This is a genomic window from Bradyrhizobium sp. HKCCYLS3070 (assembly GCF_051167575.1).
Taxonomy (GTDB): Bacteria; Pseudomonadota; Alphaproteobacteria; order Rhizobiales; family Xanthobacteraceae; genus Bradyrhizobium.
The window spans coordinates 117,032-134,772 of the sequence record NZ_JBNPTI010000004.1 but is presented as its reverse complement, the minus strand read 5'-3'; the positions used below and the strand labels follow the sequence as shown (position 1 = coordinate 134,772).

Here is a 17,741-nt window from a genome sequence, read left to right as displayed (position 1 = left end):
CGACCGACGATGATTGACCCAGATCAAGGTCGCCGACTCGCACTCGCCTCTAGATTGTATTGAACACAACGAGGAGCCTGACCATGCGGCGGTGTGCGGGCGTGATGCGGTGTGCGGGCGTGATGAGCGGGGCGATGGCTTTGGCAATCGTCGCGTTTGGATCATCTCTGGCGGACGCGTGTTCGCGCGTCCTCTGGGCCGATAATGGTCAGGCCGTTGTCACCGGGCGCAACATGGATTGGCCCGAAGACATGCGCACCGATCTCTGGGCCTTTCCGCGCGGCCTTGCGCGCAAAGGCGAGAGCGGCGACGACAACGAACTGAGCTGGACGTCGAAATACGGCAGCGTCGGCGGGGCGGTTTATAATCTGGCGATCGCCGACGGCATGAATGAAAAAGGTCTTGTCGCCAACCTGCTGTGGCTCTCCGAGAGCGATTACGGAAAGCGCGATCTCAAGCGCCCCGGCCTCGCGCTGTCGCTATGGGCGCAATACAACCTCGACAACTTTGCCACCGTTGCCGAGGCGGTGGCCGACATCGAAACCGGTCGCTATCAACTCATCGCCGCCGGCATGCCCGGATACGCGACGGCGACCGTGCATCTGTCGCTTTCGGACGCGACGGGCGATTCGGCGATCATCGAGATCGTCGATGGCGGCAAGGTGCGCGTTCATCACGACCGCCGCTATCTGGTCATGACGAACTCGCCGCCCTTCCCCGAGCAGCTCGCCAATCTGAAGAAATACCACGTCTTTGGCGGCACCGAAGCGCTGCCGGGGACGAGCGAAGCGGCCGACCGCTTCGTCCGCGCCGCCTATTACATCCAGAACCAGACCAAGCCGTCGGACACTCGCCAGACCGTGGCCCGCATGTTGTCGGTCATGCGCAACGTGGCGCAGCCTTTCGTGCGGCCAGACCCGAAGCGACCGGAGGCGTCGCATACGATCTGGCGCGCCGTCGCCGACTCGACCGACCGGCTCTATTTCTTCGAATCGACTCTCAGCCCGAACATCGTCTGGGTCAACTTGCCGCTGTTGGACCTTTCCGTCGGCGCTCCGATCCGCAAGCTCGACCTGTCCGGGGCGGACAGGGATCTGGTCGGCGAGGTGAGCAGCCAGTTCAAGCCGGCCGCGCCGCTGGAATTCAAGAAAGGCGGCTCCTGACAGGGCAGAGCCCTACGGACAGATACAACGTCATCTTTATATCCGCGTTGTGGCGCTCGCACGCCGCGCGACATGACTGCGGAGCGCTCGCCGTGAAGCCCTGCCACCGCACTGGGCTGGAAGCGCCGCGCCGTTTGTTAAGGACGGATTGTGGTGCATTGCTGCACTGAGGCTATGCGCCGGCGATGCTACCGCATTAGAGTATTCGTGCCACATCTGCACCTCTTGCTTTGGTCATGCCATGATCACGCACGACAGCGGCCCGGATTCCGACCGCAAGGTAAGGATTTCTCCGGTCAACTCGCACAATGAGTGGGATCCACTCGAGGAAGTGATTGTCGGAAGGCTCGAAGGCGCGACGATTCCATCCGCTCATCCGGTCGTCGCCTGTAACATTCCGGGAATGGCTGCACGGGCGCAAGCGCTGCTCGGGGGCTTCCGCTATCCAAGGATGATGATTGAACCGGCTCAGCGCGAGCTCGACGGCTTTATTGCGCTGTTGCAGTCGCTTGGCGTGGTGGTCACCCGGCCGGAACCGGCTGATTTCAAGAAGCGCTTCAGCACGCCCGAATGGTCTTCGCGCGGCTTCTGCAACTCCTGCCCGCGCGATAGCATGCTGGTGATCGGAGACGAAATCATTGAAACGCCTATGGCGTGGCCCAGCCGCTATTTCGAGACCCATTCCTTTCGTCCGGTCCTGAAGGACTATTTCCGTCGCGGCGCCCGCTGGACTGCCGCGCCACGGCCGCAACTCACGGACGAACTGTATAACGCCGATTTCAGACGGCCCGAAAACGGTGAGCCGATGTCGTATATTCTGACTGAATTCGAACCGGTGTTCGACGCTGCCGATTTCGTCCGCTGCGGGCGCGATCTGTTTGTAACCCTCAGCAATGTCACCAATGCATCCGGCATCGAATGGCTGCGCCGCCATCTCGGCGACGGCTATCGCATCCACGAGATCGAGAGCCGCTGTCGTAGCCCGATGCACATCGACACGACCATTTTGCCGCTGGGGCCGGGCAGGCTTCTGATCAATCCCGAATACATCGACGTCAGCCGCCTCCCGGACATACTGAAGAAATGGGACATTCTCGTCGCTCCCGAGCCTGATCCGATCACCGATCGCTTGCTCAATATCACGTCGCTCTGCGGAAAATGGCTCAACATGAATGTACTGATGGTGGACGAAAAGCGCATCATCGTTGATCCGCATCATGTGCGAACGATGCGTGCGATCGAGCAATGGGGTTTCGAGCCGATCCCCTGCGAATTCCTGCATTACGCCGCATTTGGCGGAGCATTCCATTGCGCGACACTCGACATCAGGCGGCGCGGGACGCTCGAGAGCTATTTTTGAGGATTGGCACGCCTATCCGGACTCGAGGCGCAGTCCGACGATGCCAAGTACAATGAGACCAATCGAGGCGAGCCGGGTCGCGGTCGTCGGCTCGTCGAACAGATAGATTCCGAAGAGAGTGGCGACGGCGATGCTCGCGCCGGTCCACGCGGCGTAGGCCGTGCCCATCGGGATCGTCTTCACGGCGAGGCCAAGACAACCGACGCTGGCGCCCATAAAACCCACGGTGACCAGGATCGACGGCAGGCGCGAGAGACCTTCGGAATATTTGAGAGCGATCAGCCAACCCACCTCGCAAAGGCTGCCAATGAATAAGATCACCCAGGCCATGAGAGGTTCTCCCAAAAGATGGGCTTAACGATCCTCGACGGAGTTCGTGTCAGAATTCCACGGTCTCGCTATTCTGCCAACTCATTCCGCCAAGCCTTTACACTTTGCAAGTGCACGCTGGAAGGCTCCCGGCGTTCCCTGCGCGCTCTCGATCTTCGAAAGGGCATGTCGATCGCAAGACCCGGGCGTGGTCCGCCGCGGGACGACGACGTCATGTCTGCTGCTGTTTGAGCTGTGAATCTGGACGTGGATCGACTGCCGTCGACCGATCGACCGGCAGCTCCAGTCGCACACTGAAGTCGCCTGCCACTCCGCTGAACCGCAGACGGCCGCCATGGGCCTGCGCGACCTCGCTCGCAATGGCGAGGCCGAGGCCTGAGCCGTGGGAGCCGTCGCCCTTCTGGAACGGGGTCAGCAGGCGTTGCTGCGCGTCGGCTGCGATCCCAGGTCCGTCGTCCCAGACGACGATCGCGACATGTGCCGCCGCTCGCTCCACCGTCACCATCAGCCGGGTCCGCGCGCCATGCGCCAGCGCGTTGTGAATGAGATTGGCAAGCGCCTCGCGCAGGCTGATGGCGTCGGCGGCGAGCATCACCTCGTCCTCCGATGGCACGAAGCTGACGGAGACCTCGCGATCGAGAGAGAGCGGCACGCTCTGCGACAGCACCGATTTCGCCAGCGCGTTGATATCGACCGCGGCGAAGCGCGGTGCTTGGGCGCGGTGCTGGATCATGGCGTGATCGAGCAGTTGGCTGGTGAGGCGGGCGAGATCCGCGATGCGGCCGCGCAGCCTGTCGAACGCCCTCGGGTCCTTGGTCTGATCGCTCAGCAGCTCGACCTCGGCATCGATCGCCGCCAGCGGCGTGCGCAGCTGGTGGGTGGCGTCGGCGATGAAGCGCTGCATCAGCGCGATGCGCTCGGCGAGGCGCTGCATGAAGCCGTCGATCGCGCCGACCAGCGCGCGCACCTCGCGCGGCGGCGTGATCGCGATCGGACTGAGATCGTCCGGCCGTCGCTTGACGATCTCGGCCTCGATCCGCGTCAGCGGCGCGAACACCAGCCGCAGGCACAGCGCAGTCGCCACCAGCGCCAGCAGGCTCATCGCAGCGATCAGGCCGATCGCCTTGGAGGCGAGGTCCCAGGTCAGCGCGTCGCGGGCGCGCAAGGTCTGCGCCAGCACGATCTCGCTCCAGCCGTCGCCGGGCGCGCCGTCGAGCTTGCGCGCCACGGCCGCGATGCGCACCGCCTGGTCGCGATAGATGCCGTCGCGCAGCACGACGCCCTCACGCAGCGCCCTGGCGGGCGCGGTGACGGCGAGATCGTCATAGCCGGCGACGACGACGCCGCGCGGATCGGTGACGCGATAGAACACGAGGTCATAGGCCGACAATGTCGCAAACGCGGCCGCCGGCGGATCCAGCGTCACGACGCCTCCCTGCATGTAGATGTTCTCGGCGATCTGCACGGCGCCGCCGGCGAGCAGCTTGTCATAGGCGTCGCGCGCGGCGGTGGCGGCATATTGCCGGGCGGCGAGGCTCAGCACGACGGCGCCGACGGCCAGGATCGCGCCGATCGCGATCAGCAGCCGCGCGCGCAGCGAGGTCCTGAGGTCACGAAGCGTGGAGCTGATAGCCAAGGCCGCGCTCGGTCTTGATCTCGACGGATGTCGCCGCCAGCTTGCGCCTGAGACGCGCGACGAACTGCTCGACGGCGTTGGGGCTCGGATCCTGGTCGAAGCTGAAGAGCTGCTCGACCAGCTCCTCCTTGGCGACGTAACGCCCAGGGCGTGCGGCGAGGATTTCCAGCACGGTCAGCTCGCGCCGCGTCAGGTCCAGCGGCTGGCCGGCGACGCTGGCGGTGCGCCCGGCGCGGTCGATCACCAGCGGCCCCAGGGTCAGCAGATTGTCGGACTGGCCGGCGGCCCGGCGCAGCAGCGCCCGCGCCCGCGCCTCCAGCTCGCGATAGTCGAACGGCTTGATCAGGTAGTCGTCGGCGCCGAGGTCGAGCGCGCCGATGCGGTCGTCGACCGCCGAGCGCGCGGTCAGCACCAGTACCGGCGTGCGCAGGCCGCGCTTGCGCAGGTGCTTGAGCACGGCAAAGCCGTCCATGTTCGGCAGCATCACGTCGAGCACGATAAGATCATAGGTCTGCACCTCGATCAGCTCGCTCGCGGTGCGGCCGTCCTTTTCCCAGTCGACGGCATAGCCGATCCGTTCGAACCGGCTGGTCACGGCGGCGCCGATCTCGGGCGTGTCTTCCACCAGCAGGATGCGCAAGGTCTTGTTGTCCGCCTCGGAGTCAGGTTCGCGTCAGTCTCCTCCTCTATCACTTCGAATAAGGGCGCCGAAGTGCACCGAGCGAAATTTCGCATTGCAATATAAAGGAGGGGAGGACGATGACCGTCCATCAATCGCCATCTCAGTTCGAGCCGCTGCTCTCGGTCGAGGGCGTGACGCTCCAGTACAAGACGCCGGACACCTTGGTCACGGCGACCTACCGGGTCGACTTCAAGGTCTTCGATTCCGACCGCTTCGTGCTGCTCGGCCCCTCCGGCTGCGGCAAATCCACGCTTCTCAAGGCGATCGGCGGTTATCTGAAGCCGACCGAGGGCCGCATCCGCCTCAAGGGCCACGATGTCAGCGAGCCCGGTCCGGACCGCATGATGGTATTCCAGGAATTCGACCAGCTGCTGCCGTGGAAGACGGTGCGCGAGAACGTCGTGTTCGCGCTGACCGCCAGCGGCCGGCTCGGCACCGCGGAAGCCAACGAGCGGGCCAAGTCCTATATCGACAAGGTCGGCCTCACCAAGTTCATCGACTCCTATCCGCATATGCTCTCCGGCGGCATGAAGCAGCGGGTCGCGATCGCCAGGGGCATGGCGATGGAGCCCGACGTGCTCTTGATGGACGAGCCGTTCGCCGCCTTGGACGCGCTGACCCGGCGCAAGATGCAGGACGAGCTGCTGCAGCTCTGGCAGGACACCCGCTTCACCGTGCTGTTCGTGACGCATTCGATCGAGGAGGCGATCAAGATCGGCTCCCGCATCCTGCTGCTGTCGCCGCATCCCGGCCGCGTCCGCGCCGAGCTCAACAGCGTGCCGCCGGGTACGATGGGCTCGCCCGAACAGGTCGCCCTCGAAGGGCGCATCAACGACATGCTGTTCGGCCAACACTGAGACGAGGAGAGCATCCATGAGCGAGACGCTGGCGCTGCGCCCCGAAATCGTCAATGCAGACACGCCCCTCGGCGACGTCAAGGTCGAGGCGAGCCTGTCCTGGCTGGAACGCATCTACCATATCGGTGCGGTCCGCAAGGCCATCATCCTGGTGGCGCTCGCCGCGCTGTGGCAGGCCTATGGCCTGTGGCTCGGCAATCCCCTGTTGTTTCCGACCTTCACCGACACGCTCTCAGCCTTCTTCGAGAACATCGGCAACGGCATCATCCCTGCGCGCACCCTCGTGTCGCTGGAGACGCTGCTGATCGGCTACGGCATCGGCATCGCGCTGGCGGCCGTGCTGACCACGATCGCGATCGGCTCGCGGATCGGCGCCGACATGCTGGAGGCGCTGACCTCGATGTTCAATCCGCTGCCGGCGATCGCATTGCTGCCGCTGGCGCTGATCTGGTTCGGCCTCGGCAAGGGCAGCATCATCTTCGTGCTGGTGCATTCGGTGTTGTGGGCGATCGCGCTCAACACCCATTCCGGCTTCCGCTCGGTGTCGAACACCTTGCGCATGGTCGGCCTGAACTACGGCCTGCGCGGGTTGAAGCTGGTGCGCTTCATCCTGATCCCGGCTGCATTTCCGGCCATCCTCACCGGCCTGAAGGTGGGCTGGGCCTTCGCCTGGCGCACCCTGATCGCGGCCGAGCTGGTATTCGGCGTATCCTCGGGTTCCGGCGGCCTCGGCTGGTTCATCTTCGAGAACCGCAACCAGTTGGAGACGGCCAACGTCTTCGCGGGCCTGTTCACCGTGATCTTCATCGGCCTCGTCGTCGAGAACGTCGTGTTCGCGACCATCGAGCGCAAGACGGTGCGGCGCTGGGGCATGCAGCACTGAACTTCGAGTTATAAGCACAACAACAGGGAAGGAGACGACCATGTCCTGGAGCAAATCATTCACGGCCGCCGCGCTCGGCCTCACCGCGCTGCTCGGCGCCACCGGCGCTTCGCAGGCCGAGGTCAAGGAGATCAGGCTCTCCAAGGGCTACGGCATCCTCTATCTGCCGCTGATCGTGATGGAGGATCAGAAGCTGATGGAGAAGCAGGCGGAGAAGGCCGGGCTCGGTCCGTTCAAGGTGAACTGGCAGATGCTCGACGGCGGCAACATCATCAACGACGCGATGATGGCCGGCTCGCTCGACATCGCCGGCACCGGCGCGCCCGGCTTCATCACGCTGTGGGCCAAGGCCAAGGGCATTCCGGCGGTGGAGGTGGTCGGCGTCAGCGGCCTCAGCTCGACCTCGCTGTGGATGAACACCAACAATCCTGAGATCAAGTCGCTGAAGGATTTCAAGCCGAGCGACAAGATCGCCCTGCCGGGCATCAAGACCTCGCTTTCGGCGGTCATGCTGCAGATGATGGCGGCGCAGGAGTTCGGCAAGGAGAACTACGCCAAGCTCGATCCGATGACCGTCGGCCTGCCGCATCCGGAGGCGCTGGCGGCGCTCACCTCGGGCAAGACCGAGATCACGGCGCATTTCACCTCGCCGCCGTTCTCCTACATCGAGCTGAAGGATTCGAAGATTCGCCGCGTTGCCAATTCCGCCGACGTGCTCGGACGGATGACGATGGACGTGGTGTTCGCGCCCAAGCGCTTCGTCGACGCCAATCCCAAGGTCGTGCAGGCGTTCCTCGATGCGCTCGACGAGGCCTGCACGCTGATCGCCAACGACAAGGCTGCCGCAGCCGAGATCTATGCCCGCACCGCCAAGGTGAAGACCACCAAGGAGGACGTGCTGGAGATGCTGCAGGACAAGGACACCTGGTTCTCGTCGACGCCGGAGGGCGTGCTGAAGATCGCCGAGTTCATGCACGGCGTCGGCTCGATCAAGGTCAAGCCGGCGAGCTGGCAGGACATGTTCGTGACCCAGCTACGCGACCGCAAGGGCAGTTGAGCGTAAGCGCCTATGGTGTCGTCCGGGGCGCGCGGATGCCCCGGAATGACGGGGTGTGTGGTTGGCGCAGGCCCATCATCCAGCCGCGAGTCCCGCTGCAAAGACGACATTGCCTCTCTCCGCCGGTCATTCCGCGCGAATGACCCGCATCCGCGGCAGACCCGGAACCTCCCTGAACCGACGCACCGGCCGCCGCGACCCATGTCCGGCGGTCGGCTGCCGTCATTGCGCCGTCGCCAAAGCTGTGCTGTGTGAAGGCGGTACAACCGGATGAAGAGGGGGACGCGCGATGCGGAGATTGCTGACCGTGCTGGCGGCACTGATGACGCTGAGCCTGACCAATTGCGGCTACAACGCCATCCAGACCAATGACGAGCAGGTCAAGGCGGCTTGGTCCGAGGTCGTCAACCAGTATCAACGCCGCGCCGACCTCGTGCCCAACCTGGTCAACAGCGTCAAGGGCTTTGCCCAGCAGGAGAAGGACGTGCTGCTCGGCGTCACCAACGCCCGCGCCAAGGTCGGCAGCGTGCAGGCCACGCCCGACGTCGTCAACGATCCCGCGGCGCTGCAGAAGTTCCAGGCGGCGCAGAGCGAACTGACCGGAGCATTGTCGCGGCTGCTGGTCGTCACCGAGAATTACCCCCAGCTCAAATCGGACGCGCTGTTCCGCGACCTGATGTCCCAGCTCGAAGGCACCGAGAACCGCATCACGGTGGCGCGCAACCGCTACATCAAGGCGGTGCAGGAGTACAACGTCGGCATCCGCACCTTCCCGAACAACCTGACCGCGATGGTCTTCGGCTACAAGGAAAAGGCCAACTTCACCGTCGAGAACGAGCGCGAGATATCGGTCGCGCCGAAGGTCGATTTCAACGCGCCGTCGCCTGCGCCGTCGAAATAGCCGGAGCAGGGAATCGTGCGCGCGCTGCCGGTCCTCAAGGCGCTGCTTGCGACGCTGTTCGTCTGCCTCGCGACGATCGTGCTGGCGGACGTCGCGGTGCCGCAGCTCACCGGCCGCGTCGTCGACCAGACCGGCACGCTGTCCTCCTCGGACATCGCAGGCCTCACGCAGAAGCTGAAGGACCTGGAAACCCGCAAGGGCAGCCAGGTCGCGGTGCTGATCGTGCCGACGACGCAGCCGGAGACCATCGAGCAGTTTTCGCTCCGCGTCGCCGAGGCCTGGAAGATCGGGCGCAAGAAGGTCGACGACGGCGCGCTGCTGGTGATCGCCAAGAACGACCGCAAGCTGCGCATCGAGGTCGGCTACGGCCTCGAAGGCAGCCTCACCGACGTCACCGCGCGGCGCATCATCGACGAGGTCATCACGCCAAGATTTCGCAGCGGCGATTTCGCCGGCGGCATCGACGCCGGCGTCGACCGCATCATCGGCGTGATCAATGGCGAGAGTCTGCCGGTGCCGCAGCCGCAGGCCTCGCACGGCACGGATCTTGATATCGACACCATCTCCTCGTTCGCACCTGTCGCCTTCTTCGGTGCGATCTTTATTGGTGGCGTGCTGCGGGCCTTGTTCGGGCGGCTGCTGGGTTCGCTTGCGACCGGCGGCGCGCTGGGGATTCTGACCTGGGTGCTCGTGGGATCGATCACGCTTGCGCTGCTGTCCAGCGTGGCCGGCATCGTCATTGCCTTCATCGCCGGCGGCTTGTCCTCGTCGATGCCGACGTCGGGCGGGCGCCGCGGCAGCGGCTGGTCGAGCGGCTCGTCTTCCGGCGGCTGGAGCAGCGGCAGCTCGAGCGACAGCGGCAGCTTCTCGGGCGGCGGCGGCAGTTTTGGTGGCGGCGGCGCCTCGGGCAACTGGTGAGGACGAGGCGCGCGACCATGAGCATCAGGCGGATCGGCCGGCATCTCCTGCATCATCACTGGCAGCTGAAGCGCATCTTCACGCCGGCTGTGCTGGCACGCATCGAGCAGGCGATCAAGGACGGCGAGCGCACCCATGCCGGCCAGCTTCGCTTCGTCGTCGAGGGCGCGCTCGACGGCCGGCCGTTGTGGCGCGACCAGCCGCCGCGCGAGCGCGCGCTGGACATCTTTTCCAACCTGCGGATCTGGGACACCGCGCACAACAATGGCGTCCTGATCTACCTGCTCTTGGCCGATCGCGACGTAGAGATCATCGCCGATCGCGGCATTCATCGACATGTCGGCGCCGAAGGCTGGGAGACGATCTGCCGCGCGATGGAAGCGGAGTTTCGCGCAGGCCGCTTTGAGCGGGGCGTGGTCGATGGCATTGCCGCGGTGTCACGCGAGCTCGCCAGGCACTACCCGCCGCATGCCGGCGATCCCAACGAGCTGCCCGACACACCAGTGGTGCTTTAGCTCCGATCATACGGGTCGCGCTCACTTGCCGGTCGCGCTCATCCCGGCTGGACGTGAGCGCGCACCCCTCTCGCCAATGATGCGGATGGAAAATACGTCCGCAACTCACGCCGTCGCAGCTCATGCGCCGTAGCGTTCCGCCATCGCCCGCGCCAGCTCGGCCATTTTCGCACGCAGCTCGGGCGGGTCGAGCACCTCGGCCTCGGGCCCGAAGCGCAGCAGCTCGCCGGCGGCATGCCACAGCGTCGTTCCGATCGGGATCGTCACGATGCGCCAGCCATCGGCATCGGTGTCGTCGGCGAGGCGCGTGCGGGCGCGCACGTAAGGCTGGCTCCACACCTCCAGCAGCTTCACACCGAGCGCTGACAGGCGCACCGTCGCCTGCTTCGGATGCAGCTCCGCCTCCAGCCGCTCCGTCGCGGCGCGCCAATAGGCGGCGAGGTCAAAGTCTGCAGGTCGCGCGAAGCACTCGTCGGTCACGGCACAGTCGAGAATGCGCGCGACGCGATAGGTGCGCACGCTGCGCTCGACCTGCCCGGCGAGATACCAATTGCCGCCCTTCAGCACGAGGCCGAGCGGCGCGACGCGGCGGCGCTTCTCGGCACGCCAGGTCTGATAGCGGACGTCGACCATGACGTCGCGGAGCAGGGCGTCGGCAATGGCGCGCAGATGCGTCGGCTCCTCGGACTCGCCGAACCAGCCAGGCGCGTCGAGATGGAAGCGCGCCTGCATGCGGCCGGCATTGGCGCGCAGGCTTTGCGGCAGTGCCGCCACCAGCTTGGTCTGCGCCGCGCTCATCGCGCCATCGAGCCCGAGCGCGGCGGCGGGGCCCGGCAGGCCCGCCATGAACAGTGCGTCGGTCTCGGCTGGGGACAGTCCGTTCAGCCGCACGCGATAGCCGTCGAGCAGACGGAACCCGCCTTCGGCGCCGCGCTCGGCATAGACCGGGATGCCCGCCGCGGCGAGCGCGTCGATGTCGCGATAGATCGTGCGCACCGAGACCTCGCAGGCGCCTGCGAGTTCGGGCGCCGTGACCTGTCCCTTGGCCTGCAAGGTGGTGAGGATGGAGAGCAGCCGGCTCGCGCGCATGACGTTGTTTAAACATACCTGACACACCTTGTCAGGTATGGTGTGCGACAAGCCCTGCACCGCAGCCGGCAATGGGAGGACACCATCATGACCGCCGACGACAAGATCACGCTGTATTACTCGCCGCAGACCCGCGCCGCCGGCACCCGCGTCCTGCTCGAGGAGCTGGGCGCGCCCTACGATCTGCATGTCCTCAACATGAAGGCGGGCGAGCAGCGCAAGCCGGAGTTCCTGGCCGTCAATCCGCTCGGCAAGGTGCCGACGATCGGGCATCGCGGCCAGATCGTGACCGAGCAGGTCGCGATCTTCATCTATCTCGCCGATCTGTTTCCGCAAGCGGGGCTGACGCCGGCGCTCGACGATGCCCTGCGCGGGCCCTATCTGCGCTGGATCGCCTATTACGGTGCGTCGTTCGAGCCCGCCGTGATCGACCATTTCATGAAGCGCGAACCGGCCCCGATCACGCAGTCACCCTATGCCGACTACGATACGATGCTGGGCGCGCTGGAGCAGCAGCTCGCCAAGGGGCCGTATCTCCTCGGCGAGCGCATGACCGCCGCCGACGTGTTGTGGGGCGTCGCCTTCAACTGGACCATGATGTTCGGCGTCGTGCCGCGCAAGGACGTGTTCGCGCGTTACGCCGAGCGCATCACCCAGCGTCCGGCGTTCCAGCGCGTCACCGCCGCGGATGCCGAGATGGCGGCCCAGCACGCGGCCGCCACCGGCGTTTGAGCGCCAGCATCGACGCAATCGAGCGAGGTCCCGCCGGCAACGGGACCTCACTGATGTGATTGCACGTTGTCCGGCAGGCGCAGCTCGCCAAATGCCGGGCTTCCCGCGGCGGCGTCGCTAGTTCAGGCTGATCCCCGTGAGCGGCGTGCCGTCGACGCCGTTGTTGCTGATTGCGTTGTTCTTGAAGGACGAGACGGAGCCGCCGCCGGTCTGGACGACGCCGTTGGAATTGCCCTGGATGACGGAATTTCCCAACGTCACGATGGCGCCGCTGCCGCTCGCCAGAACGCCGGTGTTGTTGAACTCGGAGGTCAGCCGGTCGAGAAACACGCCCATCCCCGGCTTTCCGGCCGGGACCGTGGCGGATATCCCGGCATTGCCATTTTCGATGGCCTTCGTGTTCGAGACGAGCACGCTGATCGCGCTGCTCGAATTCGCGGTCGAGACCGTGACGCCGAACGCGGACGCCTTGAGCGAGGAGTCCGCGATCACCACCTGCGCCGCACCGCTTGGCGCGACCGAGATTGCACTCTGTGAGAAGTTCTCGATCGTACAGTTCTCAATGACGAGCTTTCGGCCGGCGAGGAAATTGACGCCGTTGAGGCCGAGGGTCGTGCCGGCGCCGTTGATGCTCAGATTGCGCAGGATGATGGCGTCGTTGGCGCCGGCATTCACGTTGATGCCGTTGGTCGCCGACGCCAGGATCGAGGCCATGGTTCCCCCGCCGTCGATCGTGATCGATTTGGTGATCGTGACGGCGCCGTAGCCGCCGGGATCGAGCACGTCGATCTCACCGCCGGCTGCGGTCTTCGAGATCGCGCCGGCGAAGGTCTTGCAGGGCGCCGTGCGGCTGCACGGGTTGACGTCGTCGCCGACGCCGGACACCCAGGTCCGCGTTGCCTGCGCGTGAGCCTCTGGCGAGGCCAGGATCAAAAACGCGGCGCACAAAAATCCGATCGAAGAAATGAGCTTTCGCATGAGCGCTCCCCTTGAAATGCTGGAAATGAAAAATAGCCCGAACGCAGGGTATTAGTCTACGAAAGCAACCAGAGCGTTCATCGAAAACAGCGGGCTGCACGGGACATTATGCAATCGGTGGTTGCCGCGTCGGCCGGAGGTGATTTCGCTGACGGTGCATGCCCTCCATCTGTCGATTGCATTGCTGGACTACAACATTCGCGAGCCTGCAGTCGCCCATCGCCCACCCACCCGACGGGCAATTCCGGCAATACGTCCATGCGCCAACTGCCCGTCGAGCCAGTTTGTCGCATGTGTGCCGCCTTGCAGCGTCGGGCAAATCACGACGATGATCCCGGCCATCCCGTTCGCGATGAGGAGGGGCGGCTCGGCCGATCGTCACGAGGCGTAGCAGCGGGGAGCGGTGGCCGTATCAGGCTTGGGGCTCTGCGCGAGCGGGCCGGCGAGCAAGCGAGGTACGGACGGTCAAGTCGTAGGGTCCTGGCATCCCGATGCCGATGCCAAGTTCGCATGCAGGCTTCGCCTCGTGCGGATGACGGTGACCAGAAAGCCCGGCGCACCGGGGAGACTACGAAGCAGCCGTAACACCATCGCGCAGGGAAGGCCGGGTCGCTCCGGCTGAACCTGTGGTTCCTGCCCCGTGCAATCTTTCCGCACGGGGGCCACGGGTGCCAGTCGGCACCCGGCCTTCCCTGCGCCCTCCGACTGACGAGGAGGGAATGATCGGCAAAGCTCGGGCGCAATCGCGCCGCGAGAGCGGCTCCGTTTGACGCCGCGTCGACCGCGCTGCGCCGCGTGCCGATCGAACTTGCTGCCCCCGGGGCGCGTCCGCCAGAGCTGAATAATCGGGCACCGTCCGCCACATCTGCTCCACTTTGTCGGCGCAAATCCGCCCCGTATGAATCCCTAAAACTCAGGTAAGCCTTCCAAAAGTAAGATTTTGGCAATCAATCGAACGCTAACTAAGGTTACCAAGTGCTCAACGTCATGCGGAGACTCTGAACGTGAGCGACCAAAAGCCCGAACGGGCCAGCCTTGGCGTGGCCGGTACCACTGGCAAGGCCAGTGCGAGTGTCGACCCGATGCCGAAGACATCCGCAGTCCCCGATGCAGTCGACCTGGCCGTGCCTGCGATCGCGACCGTCGCCCCGCCCATGATCGCGCCGGATCACGAAGCGCCGGCGGCTGACCGTCCGGGCATCGACCCGAAGGCGAAGATCGTGGAAGCGGTGACCGCGCCCCAGCCACAGCCGGAGGCCAGCCAGTCCGAGATCAAGACCGAGGTGATGGCCGACACCGAGATCGGGACGACCAAGGTCGAGCCGGTCAAGCCCGAGCAGGTCAAGGTCGAAACCCTCACGGCCGAGCAGAAAAAAATCGAGCCCTCCAAGATCGAAGCGGTGAAGCCGGAGCGAGCCAAACCCGAGCCCGCGCGGCTCGACCTGGTCAAGTCCGACAAGGGCAAATCCGACAAGGTCAAGCCGGAGCTGACCAAGCCCCAGGCGGTGGGGGGCAACGTTGCGGCGCCGGGCAAAGTCGAAGCTGCAGTGGCATCGAGTGCTGCGAAACCTCCCTCGACGATCCTGGATCTGATCAGGACGGAGCCGGTCAAGTCGGACCCGATCAAGACGGCTGCGGCCGGTGAGCTCCTCAAGGTCGAGACACCAAAGCTGTCGATGCTCGCGGCCAATGCGCCGAAAGTCGGCCCGATGGCAGCGGCCGCGCCGAAGCCGGAGACGGCCATCAAGCCGGACGCGCCGATCAAGTCGGTGGCTGCCACCAAGACAGAAGCCGTCGTTCGGCCTGAGCCGGCTGCCAAGCCGGAGACTGTTGCCAAGTCGGATGCCAAACCGGATGCCAAGTCGGAGCCCGTTGCCAAGCAGGCATCCGCGGCCAAACCCGGGGCGTCCGCGACGCGCCCGGTCACGCCAGTCCAGGCGGATGCCGGACCGGCGACCAGGGCGGGTGCTTTTGCCGCGGTCGATAAGGCCGCGGCCTGGGCCAAAGCGAAGTTCAAGACCGAGCCCTTCAAGTTCAATGCGGCGTCCAAGCCGGCGGCCGCTGCCACAACGGCGGCCAGCACGGCCGCTGCGGGAGCGACGCTGCCACCTCCGCAGCCGGGCCAGACCCCGCCGCCGCATGCCGTGAACGGCAGGCTCGGCCTACCGGCCATGGCTGCGATCCTGCTGCTGTCGATGGTTGTCGGCGGCGTTGCCGGTGGTCTGGTCACGGCCAAATTCGTCACGCGCTCCGGCGGCGGCGACGCGGCCGATGCGACGGCCGGCGAGGCTGCGGATTCCACGCTTGGCGCGACCGTGGCGCGAATCGACAATGATGTCGCCGCGCTGAAGGCGAGCCTCGACCAGACCAATCAGACGAGCCTCGTCGAGCTCAACAAGTCCGCGGAGCGTCTCGACCGGCTCGAGAAGATCCTCGGTGATCTGTCGACGAAATCGTCGGCCAAGCCGAGCGAGTTGCAGCGTCTGAGCGAGGCCGTGGACCGGCTGCGCGCCGCGCAGGCGTCCGCGACCGCGCAAGCCCCCGCGCGTGACAGCGCCGCGTCCGCGCCGCAGGCGGTGGGGGCGATCAATGCGGCGGCGCCGCCCGCGGGCGTGGCGAGCCGGGCCGACGCGGCCAGGACCACCGAGGCAGCCAGGACCGAAGCAGCAAGGGCAGAGGCGAGCCGGGCCGAGCCGGCCAGGGCGGAGACCGCTCGCCCCGAGCCGAACCGCACGGAGGCCACCAAGCCCAAGGTCGTCGAGGGCTGGGTGCTGCGCGACGTCGGTCGTGGCGGCGCGCTGATCGAGGGCCGCGGTGGCCTCTACGAGGTCTATGCCGGCGATCCCGTGCCGGGCCTCGGCAAGGTCGACGCGATTCGCAAGCAGGACGGTCGCTGGGTGGTCGTCACCACCAAGGGGCTTGTCGTCGCGCGCTGACGGACCATCTGTTTTTGGAGACGAATCTGGACGAGGCGCCTCACCGCGACGTGAGGCGCCTCGTCGCACAATTGTCCGAAGCCGCCCGCCTTTCGGCTATCTTCGAGGACTAGCAGGCCCTCAATTGCATGTTCGTGGAAGTGAGGAGGCGCGTCTTGCGACTGTCGGTATTCGGCCTTGTCATGCTGTGCTGCGGCCCGCTCGCTCATGCGGACGAGAGCCCGCCGGTCGAGCGCGGCGCCGCCATCCTCGAGCCGTTCGCGCTGCGTGAGCTCGACAACGGCGCGTTCGGCCTCGGGAAGATGCTTGCGCACGCCAGTGATGCGCCGCTGACCGACGCGGCGTTGTTTGCGCTGCCGTCGATGATGCCCGTACGCAAGGCGCTCGACACGGAGTTCGACCGCTACGTCGACAAGCACAAGACGACGTTGCCGAACGAGAGCATCGGCATCGGTACGTCCTACGCGTTCCAGCTGTTCGACCGCACCGTGCTCGATTCGCCCGATGCCCGCTTCGTGCTGGCCGGCGTCGTCAATCGCATGGATCGCGCCTTCGTCGATCCCGATCATTGCGGCGAGGTGCGGCTGCTGTACCGCCTGACGCGGACCACGCCGCCCGAGGCCAAAGATGGCGAGGTCGCCTCGCCGCGGCTGCCGATGACGCTCAACATCGTGCTCAAGGCGCGCAGCGATGCGGAGGCCAAGAGCAATTCGCCGAGTTGTGCCGAGATCGCCAAGCGGTGGCTGGCGACGTCCGATCTGCAACTGACCGGGCCTGAGCTTGCCGCGAAGCTGACGGCGCCGGACGGCCCGCTGGCGCTGATCAGGTCGGAGAACATCCATCGCATCGAGACCAACCTGCAGATCGCGCATGCGCCGAAATCGGCGATCCGCGATTTCCGCACCGACTACATGATGAAGGTGTTCGACTACCAGGCCGCGAGCGGGACGTTCGAGGAGGCGGTGCTGGAGGATCAGGTCGATCGCGACCGGCTGCTGGCGGATGCCGCGCTGGCGCGCGAGTTCAAGGCCTGGCTGCTCGACCCCGTCCATCTCGGTGAGCTCGACCGCGGCACCGCGGTGATCCCCGAGCAGTTCCTGGCCAAGGTTGCGGTGGCGCCGACCCCGGTCGGATTCGTCAATTCCGATCTGCTGCCGGCCTACGGGCTGGTGCAGGGGAGCGCGGCCGGGCAGGGCGCGGTGTTCACCGAGGCCGACGTGGTCGGTGCGCTGGAGAAGGCGGCCGCGCAGGGCATCGTGCTGCAGAACATCCGGTCGGTCGCGGGCTTCGAGCGACGCCTCAACGATTCGAGCTGCGGCGGCTGCCATCAGACCCGCGGCATCGGCGGCTTTCACTTTCCCGGCGTCGACTGGATGGCGGAGAAGCCGTCCAACACCGTCGTGGTGCCGGGCTCGCCGCACTTCTTCGGCGACCAGGTCCGCCGGCGCGACATCCTCACCGCCTTTGCCGAGGGGCGGACTCCGGATTTCTCGCGCGGCTTCGCCAGCCGCCCGCAATTGCGCGGCAGCGATGAGCTCGCCGGCACGGTCTACAATGACGGCTGGGGCGGGCATTGCTACGCGAGCCACGCCGCGGCCGCGGACAACGACAAGAGCTTCTCGACCTGGACCTGCGCCGCGAACCTGTCCTGTCAGACCGGCCCGGCGACGCGGTTCGGCATGTGCTTCATCGCGACGCGCTAGC

The 17,741-nt window shown here is 65.8% G+C and carries 16 protein-coding genes; 11 read left to right on the top strand and 5 right to left on the bottom strand.

From position 1 onward, the window contains the following. Window positions 1–122: 122 nt before the first annotated feature. Entirely contained in the window at window positions 123–1,163 is a 1,041-nt protein-coding gene (locus tag ACQR03_RS15715; protein WP_434841782.1) for a linear amide C-N hydrolase, read from the top strand. Between the two features lie 241 nt (window positions 1,164–1,404). Continuing rightward, window positions 1,405–2,523: an amidinotransferase gene (locus ACQR03_RS15710; RefSeq protein ID WP_434841700.1), complete on the top strand. Its 1,119-nt coding sequence runs from the start codon at window positions 1,405–1,407 to the stop codon at window positions 2,521–2,523. A 12-nt stretch (window positions 2,524–2,535) separates the two neighbouring features. Here the strand turns inward: ACQR03_RS15710 and ACQR03_RS15705 are convergent, their stop codons facing one another. The 3 genes from ACQR03_RS15705 to ACQR03_RS15695 form a co-directional block, all read right to left on the bottom strand. After that, a complete protein-coding gene (locus ACQR03_RS15705) occupies window positions 2,536–2,853 on the bottom strand; it encodes a DMT family transporter (protein ID WP_315713960.1) in 318 nt (105 codons plus the stop codon). Window positions 2,854–3,064: 211 nt separating this feature from the next. Continuing rightward, a complete protein-coding gene (locus ACQR03_RS15700; RefSeq protein ID WP_434841699.1) occupies window positions 3,065–4,489 on the bottom strand; it encodes a sensor histidine kinase in 1,425 nt (474 codons plus the stop codon). Continuing rightward, window positions 4,464–5,129, bottom strand: a complete 666-nt coding sequence (locus ACQR03_RS15695; RefSeq protein WP_315713962.1) for a response regulator transcription factor — start codon at window positions 5,127–5,129, stop codon at window positions 4,464–4,466. The genes ACQR03_RS15700 and ACQR03_RS15695 overlap by 26 nt, the downstream gene beginning before the upstream one ends. A gap of 119 nt (window positions 5,130–5,248) precedes the next feature. On the opposite strand from ACQR03_RS15695, the gene ACQR03_RS15690 reads away from it, so the two are divergent. The 6 genes from ACQR03_RS15690 (at window position 5,249) to ACQR03_RS15665 (ending at window position 10,302) form a co-directional block, all read left to right on the top strand. After that, on the top strand, window positions 5,249–6,028 hold the full coding sequence (locus ACQR03_RS15690) for an ABC transporter ATP-binding protein (RefSeq protein ID WP_315713963.1): 780 nt from the start codon (window positions 5,249–5,251) through the stop codon (window positions 6,026–6,028). Between the two features lie 16 nt (window positions 6,029–6,044). Next, window positions 6,045–6,911: an ABC transporter permease gene (locus ACQR03_RS15685; RefSeq protein WP_315713964.1), complete on the top strand. Its 867-nt coding sequence runs from the start codon at window positions 6,045–6,047 to the stop codon at window positions 6,909–6,911. Between the two features lie 40 nt (window positions 6,912–6,951). Beyond that, complete coding sequence (locus ACQR03_RS15680; RefSeq protein ID WP_315713965.1) at window positions 6,952–7,968, top strand: ABC transporter substrate-binding protein; 1,017 nt, start codon at window positions 6,952–6,954, stop codon at window positions 7,966–7,968. Window positions 7,969–8,257: 289 nt separating this feature from the next. Continuing rightward, a complete protein-coding gene (locus ACQR03_RS15675) occupies window positions 8,258–8,869 on the top strand; it encodes a LemA family protein (protein ID WP_315713966.1) in 612 nt (203 codons plus the stop codon). Window positions 8,870–8,884: 15 nt separating this feature from the next. Beyond that, complete coding sequence (locus tag ACQR03_RS15670) at window positions 8,885–9,787, top strand: TPM domain-containing protein (protein WP_434841698.1); 903 nt, start codon at window positions 8,885–8,887, stop codon at window positions 9,785–9,787. A gap of 17 nt (window positions 9,788–9,804) precedes the next feature. Next, entirely contained in the window at window positions 9,805–10,302 is a 498-nt protein-coding gene (locus ACQR03_RS15665) for a TPM domain-containing protein (RefSeq protein ID WP_315713968.1), read from the top strand. A 120-nt stretch (window positions 10,303–10,422) separates the two neighbouring features. Here the strand turns inward: ACQR03_RS15665 and ACQR03_RS15660 are convergent, their stop codons facing one another. Further along, window positions 10,423–11,391 (bottom strand): helix-turn-helix transcriptional regulator, encoded by a 969-nt coding sequence (locus ACQR03_RS15660; protein ID WP_315713969.1) that lies wholly within the window; start codon window positions 11,389–11,391, stop codon window positions 10,423–10,425. A gap of 87 nt (window positions 11,392–11,478) precedes the next feature. Between ACQR03_RS15660 and ACQR03_RS15655 the strand changes: the two genes are divergently transcribed. Then, the gene (locus ACQR03_RS15655) at window positions 11,479–12,123 is read left to right on the top strand and encodes a glutathione S-transferase family protein (RefSeq protein ID WP_316225855.1); all 645 of its coding nucleotides are present in this window, start codon (window positions 11,479–11,481) and stop codon (window positions 12,121–12,123) included. A 117-nt stretch (window positions 12,124–12,240) separates the two neighbouring features. Here the strand turns inward: ACQR03_RS15655 and ACQR03_RS15650 are convergent, their stop codons facing one another. After that, the gene (locus ACQR03_RS15650) at window positions 12,241–13,101 is read right to left on the bottom strand and encodes a hypothetical protein (RefSeq protein WP_434841697.1); all 861 of its coding nucleotides are present in this window, start codon (window positions 13,099–13,101) and stop codon (window positions 12,241–12,243) included. 1,004 nt (window positions 13,102–14,105) lie between these two features. On the opposite strand from ACQR03_RS15650, the gene ACQR03_RS15645 reads away from it, so the two are divergent. Both ACQR03_RS15645 and ACQR03_RS15640 read left to right on the top strand, forming a co-directional pair. Further along, a complete protein-coding gene (locus ACQR03_RS15645) occupies window positions 14,106–16,037 on the top strand; it encodes a hypothetical protein (protein ID WP_434841696.1) in 1,932 nt (643 codons plus the stop codon). A gap of 128 nt (window positions 16,038–16,165) precedes the next feature. Beyond that, window positions 16,166–17,740: a hypothetical protein gene (locus ACQR03_RS15640; protein ID WP_409977922.1), complete on the top strand. Its 1,575-nt coding sequence runs from the start codon at window positions 16,166–16,168 to the stop codon at window positions 17,738–17,740. Window position 17,741: the final 1 nt, after the last annotated feature.